Origin of the sequence: Streptomyces sp. MS06, assembly GCF_047200655.1 — a bacterium.
Taxonomy (GTDB): Bacteria; Actinomycetota; Actinomycetes; order Streptomycetales; family Streptomycetaceae; genus Streptomyces.
Genome location: NZ_JBJZOJ010000020.1, coordinates 1 through 13,141, shown reverse-complemented (window position 1 = coordinate 13,141; position 13,141 = coordinate 1). Strand labels below are relative to the sequence as shown.

The window sequence follows — 13,141 nt, the reverse complement described above, 5'->3', positions numbered from 1 at the left end:
GCGGTGGGCGGGTCGCGCCCGGCCGTGCTGCGGGCCGGGTCACCCCCGAAGCGCCGCCGGGCGGCCTTCCAGGCGTCCCAGCAGCTCGCTCAGCAAGGAGGCGAGTTGGTCCTGCCGTCCGCCGTCGAGGACGGACAGTACGGCGGTCTCGTAGGCCAGTTGCTCGGGCAGGATGACGTCGACGAGGTCGCGCCCGGCGTCGGTGAGGCGGAGGTGGGCGACCCGGCGGTCGCGGGTGTCCCCGCGGCGCTCCACCAGGCCGCGTTCGGTGAGTTGCTTGAGCCGCTTGGTGACGGCGGCGCCCGAGGAGAAGGTCTCGCGGACCAGCTCGCCGGGGGTGAGCTCGTGGCCCGTCCGGCGCAGGGCGCCGAGCAGGTCGAACTCGGAGCGGCTGAGTCCCGCGCGGCGCAGCGGGGCGTCCTCGGCCTGCTGGAGCAGGGCGGCGCAGCGGTTGACGCGCCCGATGATCTCCATGGGGTCGGTGTCCAGGTCGGGACGGACCGCCCGCCACTGCCGTACGACGGCGGCGACGGTGTCGCCGCCCGCGTCGTCCTGGCCCGCGGGGTACCCCGTGTTCGCCGTCATGGCCGTGCGTCCTCCGTTCGCGGGTCCTTCTCGGGAGCCGGGACGAGTCCCTGGCGCCGTAGCGTAGCGGCGAGCGTACGGTGCGCGGACTCCTCGGCGCGCACGACGCGCTCCCGCGGCAGCCCGCACTGCCACCACTCGCCGCCGGCGCGTCGGCCGCGGCGCACAGGCCGGCCTGGACGGCGGCCACCGCGGCGGCGCGGGTCCGCTCCCGACCGTCCACCGGTCCCGGGACGGCGGCATGGGCGGCGGCATGCGCGGCGGCCGCGCTCAGGGCCCGGGCGACGGCGCGGCGCTCGGGGCCGTGCGGGCGGAGCAGCCCGGGCGCCATCCCGACCAGCCAGGCCCACGCGCCCGCGGCGGCGGCCGGCGCGAGATGGGCGGGGACCCGGTCGAGGCGCTGCGGCAGGAACAGGGCCGCGGAGGCGACGAAGGTGAGCACCACGTTGCCGGGCGGGCCGACGCGGGTGGCGTCGCAGAGCGTCTTCTGCGGGGCGGCCAGGAGGGCGCCGAGGGAGACCAGGAGGACCGGGTCGACGGTGAGGGAGGCCGCGGTCGGCGCGGCGGCGAGGCCGCCGGTCATGCCGAGGATCACCCGGGCCAGGGCGCGGGCCCGGGCGGCGTACGGCCGGTCGTGGGCGTACAGGGCGCACAGCGACCCGGCCATCGCGTACATCGCCAGGCGTGGCCTGCGTCACTTCGGTCCGCGGGCCGAGCCGCGCGGGCCCGGCCGCTCATAGGGTGAGGCGCATGATGGTCCCCGCGGTCCTGCTGCTGCTCGCCGCCGTGACCGCCGTCGCGGCTCCCCGGCTGCTCGCCCGGGCCGACTGGCCGGACCGTGAGCCCGTGGTCGCCCTGTGGGTGTGGCAGTGCGTGGTGGCGGCCGTGCTGCTGTGCTGCGCGCTGTCGATGACGCTCAGCGCGGCGGGGGCCTGGCAGGCCCTGCGGGGACACCTGTTCGCGCCGGCGCCGCGCGGCGTCGTGGACGCCTACGCCCTCGGCGCGGCGGGCCCCTGGGCCGCGGCCACCGCCGTCGCGCTCGCCCTCGGCGCGGCATGGAGCGCTGCGATGCTGGTCCGCGAGGTCGCCCGGGCGCGGGCGAGGCGCCGGCTGCGGCGTGCGGAACTCCTCGTGCGGGCCCCGCTGCTGCCCGGCGAGCACGCCGGAGGGGGACGGCTCGTCGTCCTGGAGGGGGAACGGCCGGACGCGTGGTGGCTTCCCGGTGCGCCACCCCGGCTGGTCGTCACCACGGCCGCCCTGCGCCGTCTCGAAGGGCGCCGACTGGACGCCGTGCTCGCTCACGAGCAGGGCCACGCGCGCGCCCGCCACGACTGGCTGCTGCACTGCTCGTCCGCGCTGGCGAGCGGATTCCCGCAGGTTCCGGTGTTCGCGGCGTTCCGCGACGAGATGCACCGCCTGGTCGAACTGGCCGCCGACGACACGGCCTCGCGCCGCCACGGCCGGCTCACCACCGCCCTGGCCCTGGTCGAACTGAACGAGGACCGGGGCGTGTTCGGCCCGCTCCCCGCCCATCAGGCCGAGGTGCCGCGGCGCGTGCACCGGCTGCTCGCCCCGCGGGACCGGCTGAGCACCGCCCGCAGGCTGCGGCTGACGGCGGCCGCCGCGCTCGTCCCGGTCGTCCCGCTGCTGGTGGCGTTCGTGCCGGGGCTCCGGGCACTCGGCAGCTGACCGGCGGAACCCCTCCGGCCTCGCGGCACCCCCGGCCTCCGCACACCCGCAGCCGTCCCCTGCGCCTCGGCCGCTTCCGCTCCACCGCTGCCGCCGCCCCTCCGCGGCGCCCGCCGCGCCCCGGAAGCCATCGGCCAACCCGCCCCGGCACTCCCCCCGCGGGCGGCACCCGCGCGCCGCCACCGACACCGCAGCAGCGCCCTGTTCCGCACACCTCCGACCGCAGTCGCCCTCGACGCCCCGCCCCGACCCGACCCGGCCCGACCCGACCCGACCCGCCCCGCCCCGGCGCCGGACTCGCACCGGATCCCCTCGCTCCTCCGGCCCTCCGCACCGGGCACCCTCGCTCCTCCGCCCGTCCGCCCCGCCGGCCCCGGTACCGGACGCGACGAGGACGCCCGGGCAGAACGCCGGACCTGACCGGACCGGGAGGCGTAGAGTCCGGCGACATGGCTGCCGTGCTGTTCGACTTCTCCGGAACGCTGTTCCGTATCGAGTCCGCCCAGGTCTGGCTGCGGGCGGTGCTGACCGACGCCGGGATCTCACTCCCCGAGGAGGATTCGGCCGCGTTCGCCCGGGCCCTCGAGGTGGCCGGGGCGCTGCCCGGCGGGTCCGCCCCGGCTCTCGTCCCGCCGCACCTGGCCTCGACATGGCGGACCAGGGACCGCAGTTCCGCTCTGCACCGCGCCGCGTACACCGGGCTCTCCCGGCAGGTGGCGCTGCCCGAGCCGGGCCTCCACGACGCGCTGTACGACCGGCACATGACACCGGACGCCTGGACCCCGTACCCCGACGCCGCCGAGGTGCTGCGCACCCTGCACGCCCGCGGGGTGGGGGTCGGCGTGGTGAGCAACATCGGCTGGGACCTGCGTCCGGTGTTCCGGGAGCACGCGCTCGACGCCTATGTCGACACCTACGTGCTGTCCTTCGAGCACGGCGTCCAGAAACCCGATCCGCACCTGTTCGAGGTGGCCTGCCGCGCGCTCGGCGCCGACCCGCGCGAGGTGCTGATGGTGGGCGACGACCGGCGGGCGGACGGCGGCGCGGCGGCCCTGGGCTGCAATGTGCACTTCGTGGACCACCTCCCCGTCGCCGCACGCCCGGACGGACTTCGGCCGGTCCTGGAGATGGCGGGAACGGCCGGCAACGGGTTCGCCCGCGACTACTCCAGCAGTATTCAGGACTTCGGAAGGTAGGGCCGCGGTCGACCAGGGCCCGCCCGCGGGCGGAGGCGTAGGCGGCGTCGTTCCGCTCCTCCGTGGGGTTTCGACTGTTCAGGGCTCTGCACAGTTTTCGTGCTGGGCAGCCTCGGTGAGCGAGGGGCGGGGTGCTCCCGCGAGGGGGTGGCGATGCCGTTCCGAAGTACGCGTCGGAAGGCTGGTGCTCTGGCACCGCAGGTGGAGGGCTATCGGGCATGGCTGGCGGAGCGCGGGTACACAACCCAGACCGCCAGGAACATGCTCAAGGATCTGGGGCAGGTCGGCCTGTGGCTTTCGCGGCAGGGCCTCGATGCTGCCGATCTGGACGAAGAGCGGCTGACGCAGCACCTTGCCGACCTGCGGAAGTCGGGTCGTCGCCGGGAGGCCGGGCCGCGTGGCATGGTCCCGCTGCTGACGTTCCTGCGTGAGGCCGGGGTGGTGCCTGCGCCGCAGGTGCCACCGTCGCCGGCGGAGGTGCTGCTGGACTGGAACGACCTGAACGCGGACGTGATCTCCGCCTTCCTCAACCACCTGGAAGACGAGCACGGCAACAGCACCCGAACCCGCAACGTCCGCCTGACCGCGATCCGGTCCCTGTTCTCCTACGCCGCCCTCCAGCACCCCGAACACGCCCTGATGCGCCGTCCGGTTCTCCACCGACGCCTACGTCCACGCCGACATGACCATCAAGGAGAAGGCACTCGCCCTCACCGCACCGGTCACCGCCCGCCCCGGCCGCTACCAACCCAGCGACAAGGTCCTCGCCTTCCTCGACCGCCTGTGAGGCCCGTGATCGGAGCGACTGGGAGTTGAAGGGCTACCGGCCCGAAGACGGTCAGTCCTCCCACGGCCACAGACTGAAGCGCCACCACGGACCGCGCGGTGAGACGGTGTGTCTCAGGGCAGGGTGATCGAGAATTGTGCTGTCGAGGCGCCCAACGATGCGGGCGAGTTCGCGCGCGGACTTCGGAGGCAAAGCATGCATGGCCACGTCCAGGAGGTCCCGCCACTCGCTTGGCTCCGGTGGGCAGCAGGACGGTTCGCCACAGCCGGTGCGAACGACGGGTGAACGTCGTCGCGGGGTATGCGCCAGCACACTCCAGGCAACCAGGGCTTTGCCCAGGTCACCGGGCTGCAAGCGAGTTCGCTCCAAACGGATGATCTCGGCCTGCGCCGAGCCTGAAACCTGACCGATCTTCGAATATCGCCCACGCTCAACCGGGAACCTACGGTTCTCGGAGCGCAGGTCCGAAGGACGCCTACGCGGCATGGTCCTTTCGCTGGAATGTCATGGCGCCAGTGTGTCAGAAGCAAAGTAGTCATTCAGCTGCGGGCCGCCAGAACCTCGCACTCATCCTCGACTATGCCGAGTCGAGCAGCCGTCACCCCTGACTGCAGCCAGCCACGCGGACACCTCGCTCCGCATAGTTGCAGTCTCGGCATAGGTCGATGATCAGCACGCCGTCGGCCTCGCCGAGCTCGCCGGCGACGTATTCCTGCAGGTCGTCGCTGATGGCGGGAGTGCAGCGAGAAGGGAAGCAAGGGCGGCCGACCCGTCGGCCACGACACCGATCTCCACAAGGGGACGAACACCGTCGAGCGCCTGATCAACAAGCCCAAGGACTGGCGAGGCATCGTCACCCGGTACGACAAGACCCCCCGGCAGCTACCTCGCGGGCCTCGACGGGTGCGCATCGACCGGGGACCCAGGCCGTAGCCTCAGGCCACCATCAGGGGAGAAGAGGTCCGTCTCGGACGATCCCCCGCGTCGCCCGAGACGGACGGCATTGGGCCGCCTGCCTGCAGCGCATGGCGCCTGACCTGCGTACATTCCCTGCCGCTTCCGGATTCCCTCGGGTTCCGTGGGAGTTCCCTCAGGTTCCGTGGGCGTGATCGTCTCCCACACTTCTCCCAAGCCTCTCCCGCGCGATGACGCGCGCCCTCGGCCTACACGGCCGAGGGCGCGCTCGCGTCGGCAGCCACAAAGGAGGGCGCCTGTTGTAGCCCGCCGACACGTCTTAGGGGGGGGTGGTGAACATCCGTTCGATTCACTGCACCCTACACACGGCATCTCGGCATATGCCAGAGCTGACTGTGATCGCGATCAGATAGCGACCACTTGGGTACTGACACAAGATCGTTTCGGCTTGACTGTGAGCCGGGTGCCAGCCCGCCGCAACCCGAGACCCGACTGGGTCATCCGCCGACGCATCACCCTCGGCCACCGCATCGCCGACCTCCGCCGGCAGGCCGAGCTGTCACAGGAGCAGCTAGCCCACATGGCCGGCATCGAGCGGCGCAGCATCCAGCGGTATGAGTCCGCCCAGCGGGATCCCCAGTACTCGGATCTGCTGCTGATCGCGCACGCCCTGCGGGTGCATGTGACCGACCTCCTCGGCGGGTAGCGGCTCGCAGCGTGGTCAGGGCTGCGGGTGCCTCCTGACTGGCCATTCAACATGGCGTGTACCCGCGATGGAACCGTGCAGGCTGCAAATATCTGCGCCCATTCTGTACACCCCGTGTGAATTTGTAACCACACGCACAGCTCTGGCCAGCACTCAGCGGCCGGACGCCCAGTCCGCGAGGGCTCGGCACGCTCGTGCCAGGTCATGCACGTGGAAGGCCGCCGACCGCAGTCCGGGCCCGAGATCGTCTTCGAGGAGCGTCCGGGTCTGGTCGAGGAGGGTCTGCCGTGCGTACCAGTCGGTGCTGCCGCGGTCGAGGCGGTCCGTTCGCCGCTGCACGAGCGGCATCAGCCGGTGCAGCTCGGCGCGCAGTCGCTCGTTGAGTTCCTCGCAGCGCTCCCGGGTGGGGAGCATGCCGGCGGCGGCGAGGCCTTCGTCGATGAGGTCGTCGAGGGGCTGGTGTGCTGCTGGCTGATCCGTAGGCTGTCTCACGTCGACGCTCCAGTCCGTCGGCCATGCCCCCCGGGCCGTGCCTGCGGTCGCGGGGGGTCCGCATGTAATTGCAGGTTAGCCCTACCTGTATCGGCCTGTCTCGACACGGATCGATCCGTATCCCGAGATGCTGGGCTGTGGTGCCCTGCCTAGCGTCGGATCATGGCCACGGATCCAGCAGACGCGCAGATCGACCATGAGGGGCCGGTGACGCCGTATCGGCAGCTGGCGGCGATCCTCCGCGCCCGCATCGCTCGAGGCGACTGGGTGGACGGCCGTCCGATCGCGTCCGAGACGCGGCTGGTGCAGGAGTACGGGCTGGCCCGTTCCACGGTGCGGCGCGCGATTGCGGTCCTGGTCGAGGAGGGCGTGGTGTGGACGGTGCCCGGCCGCGGCACGTATGTCGGGCAGCCGCCTACGGGGTGAGCCAGCCGCCGTCGTAGCCGCCTGTCGGAGGGCGGCACTAGGCTCGGGCGCATGCCCTCTCCTCCCCCGCCCTCGACGCCTGCGCGGCCGGCTGTGGTCGTGCAGGCGGAGATTCATGCCCTGCTGCGGGCGACGGGCGGCTGGCTGTGGGGGCCGACGCGCGAGGAGTATGTGCGGCTGCGGGATGAGTGGGTGGCCGCCGTGCGCGGCGAGATGACCACCGCGGCGTAGGATCCGCTCGTGAGCGACACTGAGTTCCCTGCCGACCTGCTGGAGCTGGAACGGTCCGCCTGGGCGGCGATCCAGGCCGGGGCGTTGACGGCTGAGCAGGCGGGGGCGGTGCAGGAGCGGGTGACCGTGTTTGCGGCCGAGGGCGGGCACGACCGGCACACCGTGGAGATGCGGCTCAAGCGGGCCGTCCGGCACGGGGGCGGCTGACAGCAGCGAGCCCCGCCTGCGTGACCAGACGGGGCCGCCTCAGCTCAGCGCCAGCACGGGCTGATGATCTCAGCAGTCTACGAGCCCGCGCTGACAGCGCTGGTGCGTCGCGTTGACAGCACGTACACGGCTGCTCCGCCATCCCTGTTGTCGTGCGAGTCCATGGGTGGAAGCGGGTAGTGGCGGGCGATCTGTCGGCGGGCGCGATCGGCGCGCGGGTACGGGCGATAGGCCATGATCCTCAGCATGGCAGACGGTCACGGCCCGTCCGGCCACACCGTCAACGTCGCGCCCGACTGCTCGTCGGTGAGGGTGACCCGGGCGGCCGGAAGGCTGCCGTACTCGCCGACCCGACAGCGAACTCGGCTACCTCGACGGGTGACGGCTGGCGGGTTCTTCTAGGTGACCAGGGCCTTGCGGCACTCCTGCGCGAGTGCCTGCTTCCAGCCGCCGGCGAACATCTGGTTTGCCTGCTGCTGCGCGGCAACCTGGTCGTAGCTGTCAGTCGTCGACTGGGCCGTGGCCATCTGTTTCGCCCACTCCAGGGCGTCGGTGGCCGCGTTCGAAAGACGGTTCCAGCGCGGATCCTCGATGGCGGCCTGGGCCATCTTGTCCACTGAGCCACGCATCGACTTCACCATCGCGGCCCAGTCCGTTGTCACTTCGTCGTCGGGCGGGTCGACATCGTCGGAGTTGTTGTAGCCGAGTTCGGTGCACCCTTGGCGGGCGAGGCTGGCAGCGTCAGTGTGGCCATCATTGTGGCTGGCGACGGCGTAGCCGCCGAGGGTGGTGAGGGCGAGGGCCACGACGGCGATGATTGGGGCGCCGAAAGGTGACCTGTGCCGGGGAGTTGGCGGCATGACATCTGCTTCTACGCTGCCCGGTTCGCTGGCGTCGGCCATGAATATCCCACCCCTGGACGTCAATCGAGGGTACAGATCCTAGACGCGCGAGCGCCCACCGCGACGGGGGATTGCGCGGTGGGCCTCATGCCAGTCTGGCACGGGGGTTACGCCATCCGGGACAAGATGCGGTCGGCTCGCTGCCGCCGCTGCTGCTCCCGTTCGACTGCACGAGCCTGCGCAGACTGCCGGCGAGCAGCCGCTCGAGCGTCCGGGTTGAGCAGCCGTGCCGCAGTCGTTGGGTGCCACTTCCCTCCGCGCTTGCTTGGGATGCCAACCGCGTTGAGGCGCTCGCAGATAGCGCGGATGGAGACGCCCTCCTCATGCCATGCACGCATCTGCTCGAGCACGGCGGCCTCGTCGGAGTCGACAGTCAGCGCCTTGCCGGCAGCACGCTGCCCGTAGGCCGGGGCACCGTAGGCGTAGCCCCCGGCGGCAGCCTTGGTCTTCCGACCGTTGCGGAGCCGCTTTGCGATGAGCCCACGCTCAAGCTGCGCTGCCGCACCCATGACCTGCCGGACGAAGGTGCGCATCGGGTCGTCTTCGTCGTCGGGCAAGTGCTCGCCACGGTCAGCGGTGAATACGCGGGCCTCGTGCGCCCAAACGACGGACAGGATCGCTTCCTGCTGCGTGAGTTGCCGGGCCACACGGTCGAGGTTCGGGGCGAGCAACCCGTCGGCCTCCCCGGACGCGATCAGTTGGAGTGTCTCGGTCAGTCCGGGCCGCTCGTCGTCGCCCGCCTTCCCGGTGATGCCACCGTCGGTGCACACACGGATGATGCGCACACCTCCGAGCCCTGAGCCGGCCGTGCGTACCCACTTTCGGCAGTCCTTCTCCTGCGCCTCGAGTCCGTAGCCGTCGAGCTGACCGGCAGTGGAGACGCGGAGCAGCATCACGAGGCGGAGCCCCGGTGTGCGATGAGGGGGTGTCATGCACCAAACCGTACACAATTTTTGGCATAGATGTAACAGTGCAGGTCAGCGCCTCGAATATGGCATGTTATCGAGAGCTGCCCACCACAACTCCGCCCCGTGAGGGGCATGATGGCGGCATGGCTACCCAGGCGCCGTCAGGCCGCCCGAACCCCGTCCGGATCGCTGTCTTGGAGCACGACCTCCTCGGAGTCCAGCCCGATCCGGGCACGGCTGCTGCGCTGGCGGTTGGGGTGCGTGCTGCGGGGCAGTGCCTGACGCATCGTCCTGCCGCGACGCTTACGACGGGCCCGGTCGTGGAGGCGGTGTGTACGCAGTGCGGGCGCCGGATGCTGCTCGGCGACGACGGCCGCTGGCTGGTGACGTGAGCCGGGCATGACGAAGCGCCCCTCTCGGCCCGGAGGTCGAGAGGGGAAGGGCGTGCGTCGGCTACAGCCCGAGGTCCATGAGCGGGTCCTCCAGCTCTGCGCGGTCGCGCACCCCGACACCGTCGACGGGCAGCGTGAGGATCAGGGCGTCCAGGAGGCGGGCCGCGAACTCGGCGCCGCTCGCACGCCCCCAGAGCTCCGCCTGTCGCGGAGTCAGGTCACCGGCCACGCCGTCGACCTCAGCATCGTAGGCGTCGCGCGTCTCCTGCACGGGGACGGCGTCGAGGGCGTGCCGGAGGTGCTTCCGCATCTCGCTGATGCACTCCTGGTAGGCGATGCCTCGGGAGATCCGGTCTGACACCGGCTCGTCCCGGTCGGTGGCGACGTCGCGGCATGCGCCGAGCCAGCCGTCCGCCTCGTCGAGCGCGCTGTCCAGGTGGTCGTGGCCGTGCAGGGTCGAGTACGGCAGCGACCGCTGGACGGCGTCGCGGAGCCATTGCGCCCGCCCGATGCGGCGCTTGTTGGCGTCGCCGTCGATGGTGGCGAGGTCGGCTTCGGGCACCCGGGTTTCGATCTTGGGGCCGATTTCGGGGCGTGCCATGGGGGTGGTCCTTTCAGGGGCGGGCGGCGCGGACGGCGGCCGGGGTGAGCAGGTACCAGGTGCGGCCGCGGACGATGAGTTCGTCGACCAGGCCCCACCGCAGCAGTGCTGCGGAGCCCCAGGTGTGGGGAGGCAGGACGTACCGGCCGGTGACTGCAGCGCGGTAGGAGGGGCGGGGGCTGTGCTCGTAGCGGGCCTGGGCGAAGGTGTCGCGGAGGAGGGCGGCGACGTCGCTGGGGAGCTGTGCGGGCCGGCGTGTTCCGATGGCGATGCGCTGGTCGAGGGATTCGGCGTCGATGATCCAGCGGCCGGCGTGCTTGGTGGCGGCGATGGCTCCGATGCGGCACCAGGTGCGGATGGTGGCGATGGTGACTTCGGCCTTGGCTGCTGCGGCGGTGGTGTTCATCTTGGTCCTCCCCCTGCGGAGCGTTTCCGCATGCGTTAATCATGGCAGGGATAAACGCATGCGTCAACTGGTTGGGCTCGCTCCAGACATGACGAAGCGCCCCCTCCCGCTTCGGCGGGAGGGGGCGTCCGTCATGCGGGGTCCTCGTCGGGCGGCGGCCAGGGTGGTTCGCGGAACGGCCACCGGGACAACCACAGCGGCGTGGCGTCGTCCTCCGGCAGCGGCGGCGGGGCAGGCATCACGAGCCGCCGAGGATGTGCCCCGGCAGCCAGGCGCCTACGGCGACGAGGAGCCCGCACAGGGCGAGGAACAGGCCGCGGTGCGCCTTGGCCCACGGGCGGATGTGCTCCGACAGGGTGTCCCCCGCCCGCTTCGTGCGCAGCGCATACGCCTCCACGCCAGCCCCGGCAGCGACCGCCACACCCGCCGCGATCAGCAGGCCATTCCACACCACACCCATGGCAATCACACTCCAGTTCGGTTGTACTCGTCCAGCCGCTCGGGCGGCGCCGGGGGGGTGATGCGGTGCTGGTGCATCAGCGACGTCAGATCGGCCACGTACAAGGAGAACGCGTGCACCAGGGTGCGCAGCCGGTTCTGCTCCTGCCGCAGCTCGCGAATGTCGCCCTCCATGTCGTCACGGATCGCCCGGAACGCCGCGAGATCGGCCTGCCTCTGATTCGGCTCAGCCTGCAGTCGCGCTGCAGCCTGCGTCGCCTCCGCCGTTGCATGTGCCGCCCGCGTCGTCGCCCGCGCCGCAAACACGCCCGCCACCACAGCACCGACCGTGCCGAACGCCGTAACAAGTCCAGCCCATACGCTCACGTCTTGCCTCTCCGGGCAGACCGCAGCACGTGGGGGACCGAGTGCTCGGGCACCGCGCTTGCCCACAGGATGACCCCGATGTGCGAGGTGAGATACCACACCGCGACCCACAGGCCACGGTCGTACTGGCCGCGGAGCGCGGCATACGCGTAGGCGGCAGCCCACACGGTGGGGGGAATCAGAGCCACGACGAACCCAGGCCCGTCGCGGCCGACTTTCAGGAACGCCGACGCTGCGACCGTGAGGCCGGCGCCGATCCACAGCCACGCCCACGTGCTGAGCGGGGCCATGGCGGTGAGCGGGCGGACGCCCCGGTTGCTGGGGGCGGCGATGTAGCCGACGCCCCAGCACACCTTGCCGACGCCGATGATGAGGAGGAATGCGCCGCGGCGGCCCAGCAGTGCACGCACCCGGTCGACGCGACTGCGCATCCGCTACTCCTTCGGCAGGTGGAGGCTGGGCTTGGGCGGCTTGTTGGGGACGGCCCAGGTGACGCCGAGTGCGCCGAGGATGGCGAGGAGGATCGTGACGCCTTCGGCTGTCGTGATCGTGCCGTCCTGCAGCGCGGTCGCCGCCGCCGCGGTCCCGGCCGCCGCACCGGACACCACGGCCTTCCACACCGTTGGGATCTTCATGTGGGCCTCCTACTGTGCGGTCGTGTCGGGGACGTCGAGGTGGACGGTGATTGCCTCGATCGAAGCCTTCAGTTCGGCGACGATGGCCGCCGGGTCCAGGTCGCCGAGCCCCGACGCGAGCTGGGCTACGGTCTTGACGAGCTGGTCGATGGTCTGGCCCTGCGCGGACACCTTCGCGGCGATCCCAGCCGCGAGCGCGTTCGTGTCGCGCAGGTAGGCGTAGGCGTCCCGCGGGTGCGGCTTCTTGCCCTCCGTGTAGCTGACGTACTGCCAGCCCATGTACGGGACCAGCACCTTGTGCAGCTCGTCGAGCTGATTCGCCTGAGCGTCGGTCAGCGACATCGCGTCCTCCTGAGTTGTCTTGCCGGTGGCGCGGGCGACGATCCCCGGGAACACCACCGCGTGGAACTGTGCGACGCGCGCGTCGCCCGGGCAGGAGTGGTCGTTCGGGTTCCACTCCGTGAACATGCGGTGGTAGCCGTAGCCGGGGTCATCCCACGACCGGCAGATCCGCAGCGGGATGGCGTGCCGCTGGTGCAGCCACACCCCCAGCCTGATCAGCGTCTCCACCTGCGCGTCCGTCCACGGGTCAGAGGCTTGCAGGTTGGATGCGGACTCCAGTGACACGGCACCGTGTCCGTTCGCCCGCCGGTTCGCTGCGGCGTTGGCGTCCGCGCGGGTCTGCGTGCCGATGTACTGGCCGAGCGACCCGTCGTAGCCGAGCCCGAAGTGGGACTCCAGGTTGGTGGAGTCGCGCCAGTACTCGTAGGTGCGCTCCGGCGTCCACGGGGCGACGATGCTGTGCACGATGAACTGATCCGGCACGATCGCCGGCTGCGCGTCCGACTCCGGCTGCAACTCCATCTTCTCGGCGCCGGGATACCAGGCCATGAGGGCCTCCAGACATGAGGAAGGCCCCGGCCGGCGGGCGCGGGGCAGCGGGGTGGGGTCAGGTGTCGTCGAGGAGGTCGGAGCCGACGAGGAGCCGGATCACTCCCTGCATCTGCCGTGTCAGCGCCGGCACCTGCGCGATGTGGTCCGCATTCGTCGCCGTACCGCCGGTCACCTTGTCCAGGTAGGTCTTGTTCGTGGACCACGCCGCCCGAGCCTGCTGCAGCAGCGTCGTCCGGTTGACGCGGCGGGCCGCCTCCATCAGCCGCTCGTCCGCCTCGGCGTCCTCCCGCGCCGTAAACGGCCTCTCCAACACCAGGACGCCGGCCTCGTAGAGGCGGTAGGTT

19 protein-coding genes and 2 pseudogenes are annotated in these 13,141 nt (G+C 71.4%); 8 read left to right on the top strand and 13 right to left on the bottom strand.

What is annotated here, in order from left to right; all coding sequences use genetic code 11:
- Window positions 1–39 precede the first annotated feature (39 nt).
- Window positions 40–585, bottom strand: coding sequence for a MarR family winged helix-turn-helix transcriptional regulator (locus ACL02U_RS13310; protein ID WP_412790978.1), 546 nt, complete (start codon window positions 583–585; stop codon window positions 40–42).
- Window positions 586–1,335: 750 nt separating this feature from the next.
- Here ACL02U_RS13310 and ACL02U_RS13305 point away from each other — a divergent pair.
- From ACL02U_RS13305 to ACL02U_RS13285, 5 genes and pseudogenes are all read left to right on the top strand, one after another.
- On the top strand, window positions 1,336–2,274 hold the full coding sequence (locus tag ACL02U_RS13305) for a M56 family metallopeptidase (protein ID WP_412790977.1): 939 nt from the start codon (window positions 1,336–1,338) through the stop codon (window positions 2,272–2,274).
- Window positions 2,275–2,723: 449 nt separating this feature from the next.
- Entirely contained in the window at window positions 2,724–3,470 is a 747-nt protein-coding gene (locus tag ACL02U_RS13300) for an HAD family hydrolase (protein WP_412790976.1), read from the top strand.
- Window positions 3,471–3,623: 153 nt separating this feature from the next.
- Window positions 3,624–4,079: pseudogene (locus tag ACL02U_RS13295) on the top strand (hypothetical protein); the annotation flags it as partial.
- 922 nt (window positions 4,080–5,001) lie between these two features.
- A pseudogene (locus ACL02U_RS13290) lies at window positions 5,002–5,155 on the top strand (IS5/IS1182 family transposase); the annotation flags it as partial.
- Between the two features lie 480 nt (window positions 5,156–5,635).
- Window positions 5,636–5,878: a helix-turn-helix domain-containing protein gene (locus tag ACL02U_RS13285; protein ID WP_412790975.1), complete on the top strand. Its 243-nt coding sequence runs from the start codon at window positions 5,636–5,638 to the stop codon at window positions 5,876–5,878.
- Between the two features lie 153 nt (window positions 5,879–6,031).
- Here ACL02U_RS13285 and ACL02U_RS13280 read toward each other — a convergent pair whose 3' ends face one another.
- The gene (locus ACL02U_RS13280; protein ID WP_412790974.1) at window positions 6,032–6,370 is read right to left on the bottom strand and encodes a DUF6415 family natural product biosynthesis protein; all 339 of its coding nucleotides are present in this window, start codon (window positions 6,368–6,370) and stop codon (window positions 6,032–6,034) included.
- A gap of 162 nt (window positions 6,371–6,532) precedes the next feature.
- Between ACL02U_RS13280 and ACL02U_RS13275 the strand changes: the two genes are divergently transcribed.
- From ACL02U_RS13275 to ACL02U_RS13265, 3 genes are read left to right on the top strand one after another with little or no spacing between them, the layout of a single operon-like run.
- On the top strand, window positions 6,533–6,796 hold the full coding sequence (locus ACL02U_RS13275; protein WP_412790973.1) for a GntR family transcriptional regulator: 264 nt from the start codon (window positions 6,533–6,535) through the stop codon (window positions 6,794–6,796).
- A 51-nt stretch (window positions 6,797–6,847) separates the two neighbouring features.
- Complete coding sequence (locus tag ACL02U_RS13270) at window positions 6,848–7,027, top strand: hypothetical protein (RefSeq protein ID WP_412790972.1); 180 nt, start codon at window positions 6,848–6,850, stop codon at window positions 7,025–7,027.
- Window positions 7,028–7,036: 9 nt separating this feature from the next.
- Window positions 7,037–7,234, top strand: coding sequence for a hypothetical protein (locus tag ACL02U_RS13265; RefSeq protein WP_412790971.1), 198 nt, complete (start codon window positions 7,037–7,039; stop codon window positions 7,232–7,234).
- Between the two features lie 398 nt (window positions 7,235–7,632).
- Here the strand turns inward: ACL02U_RS13265 and ACL02U_RS13260 are convergent, their stop codons facing one another.
- From ACL02U_RS13260 to ACL02U_RS13210, 11 genes are all read right to left on the bottom strand, one after another.
- The gene (locus tag ACL02U_RS13260) at window positions 7,633–8,136 is read right to left on the bottom strand and encodes a hypothetical protein (RefSeq protein ID WP_412790970.1); all 504 of its coding nucleotides are present in this window, start codon (window positions 8,134–8,136) and stop codon (window positions 7,633–7,635) included.
- A 107-nt stretch (window positions 8,137–8,243) separates the two neighbouring features.
- A complete protein-coding gene (locus ACL02U_RS13255) occupies window positions 8,244–9,068 on the bottom strand; it encodes a recombinase family protein (RefSeq protein WP_412790969.1) in 825 nt (274 codons plus the stop codon).
- A gap of 137 nt (window positions 9,069–9,205) precedes the next feature.
- A complete protein-coding gene (locus ACL02U_RS13250) occupies window positions 9,206–9,445 on the bottom strand; it encodes a hypothetical protein (protein ID WP_412790968.1) in 240 nt (79 codons plus the stop codon).
- Between the two features lie 52 nt (window positions 9,446–9,497).
- Window positions 9,498–10,037 (bottom strand): hypothetical protein, encoded by a 540-nt coding sequence (locus tag ACL02U_RS13245; protein ID WP_412790967.1) that lies wholly within the window; start codon window positions 10,035–10,037, stop codon window positions 9,498–9,500.
- A gap of 13 nt (window positions 10,038–10,050) precedes the next feature.
- Entirely contained in the window at window positions 10,051–10,443 is a 393-nt protein-coding gene (locus ACL02U_RS13240) for a hypothetical protein (RefSeq protein WP_412790966.1), read from the bottom strand.
- Window positions 10,444–10,681: 238 nt separating this feature from the next.
- Entirely contained in the window at window positions 10,682–10,903 is a 222-nt protein-coding gene (locus tag ACL02U_RS13235; RefSeq protein WP_412790965.1) for a hypothetical protein, read from the bottom strand.
- 5 nt (window positions 10,904–10,908) lie between these two features.
- Window positions 10,909–11,268, bottom strand: a complete 360-nt coding sequence (locus ACL02U_RS13230; RefSeq protein WP_412790964.1) for a hypothetical protein — start codon at window positions 11,266–11,268, stop codon at window positions 10,909–10,911.
- Window positions 11,265–11,699, bottom strand: a complete 435-nt coding sequence (locus ACL02U_RS13225) for a hypothetical protein (RefSeq protein WP_412790963.1) — start codon at window positions 11,697–11,699, stop codon at window positions 11,265–11,267. Before ACL02U_RS13225 ends, ACL02U_RS13230 begins: the two co-directional genes overlap by 4 nt.
- A 3-nt stretch (window positions 11,700–11,702) precedes the next feature.
- Window positions 11,703–11,903 (bottom strand): hypothetical protein, encoded by a 201-nt coding sequence (locus ACL02U_RS13220; protein ID WP_412790962.1) that lies wholly within the window; start codon window positions 11,901–11,903, stop codon window positions 11,703–11,705.
- 9 nt (window positions 11,904–11,912) lie between these two features.
- A complete protein-coding gene (locus ACL02U_RS13215; protein ID WP_412790961.1) occupies window positions 11,913–12,794 on the bottom strand; it encodes an N-acetylmuramoyl-L-alanine amidase in 882 nt (293 codons plus the stop codon).
- 58 nt (window positions 12,795–12,852) lie between these two features.
- Window positions 12,853–13,141, bottom strand: a 289-nt coding sequence (locus ACL02U_RS13210) for a hypothetical protein (protein ID WP_412790960.1), incomplete at its 5' end; no start/stop codon positions are given.

Coding starts and splice junctions, on each gene's coding strand:
- ACL02U_RS13300 (WP_412790976.1), top strand. CDS start 2,724: ATGGCTGCCGTGCTGTTCGACTTCTCCGGAACGCTGTTCCGTATCGAG.
- ACL02U_RS13255 (WP_412790969.1), bottom strand. CDS start 9,068: ATGACACCCCCTCATCGCACACCGGGGCTCCGCCTCGTGATGCTGCTC.
- ACL02U_RS13245 (WP_412790967.1), bottom strand. CDS start 10,037: ATGGCACGCCCCGAAATCGGCCCCAAGATCGAAACCCGGGTGCCCGAA.
- ACL02U_RS13260 (WP_412790970.1), bottom strand. CDS start 8,136: ATGGCCGACGCCAGCGAACCGGGCAGCGTAGAAGCAGATGTCATGCCG.
- ACL02U_RS13250 (WP_412790968.1), bottom strand. CDS start 9,445: ATGCCCGGCTCACGTCACCAGCCAGCGGCCGTCGTCGCCGAGCAGCAT.
- ACL02U_RS13235 (WP_412790965.1), bottom strand. CDS start 10,903: ATGGGTGTGGTGTGGAATGGCCTGCTGATCGCGGCGGGTGTGGCGGTC.
- ACL02U_RS13225 (WP_412790963.1), bottom strand. CDS start 11,699: ATGCGCAGTCGCGTCGACCGGGTGCGTGCACTGCTGGGCCGCCGCGGC.
- ACL02U_RS13270 (WP_412790972.1), top strand. CDS start 6,848: ATGCCCTCTCCTCCCCCGCCCTCGACGCCTGCGCGGCCGGCTGTGGTC.
- ACL02U_RS13240 (WP_412790966.1), bottom strand. CDS start 10,443: ATGAACACCACCGCCGCAGCAGCCAAGGCCGAAGTCACCATCGCCACC.
- ACL02U_RS13310 (WP_412790978.1), bottom strand. CDS start 585: ATGACGGCGAACACGGGGTACCCCGCGGGCCAGGACGACGCGGGCGGC.
- ACL02U_RS13220 (WP_412790962.1), bottom strand. CDS start 11,903: ATGAAGATCCCAACGGTGTGGAAGGCCGTGGTGTCCGGTGCGGCGGCC.
- ACL02U_RS13275 (WP_412790973.1), top strand. CDS start 6,533: ATGGCCACGGATCCAGCAGACGCGCAGATCGACCATGAGGGGCCGGTG.
- ACL02U_RS13305 (WP_412790977.1), top strand. CDS start 1,336: ATGATGGTCCCCGCGGTCCTGCTGCTGCTCGCCGCCGTGACCGCCGTC.
- ACL02U_RS13215 (WP_412790961.1), bottom strand. CDS start 12,794: ATGGCCTGGTATCCCGGCGCCGAGAAGATGGAGTTGCAGCCGGAGTCG.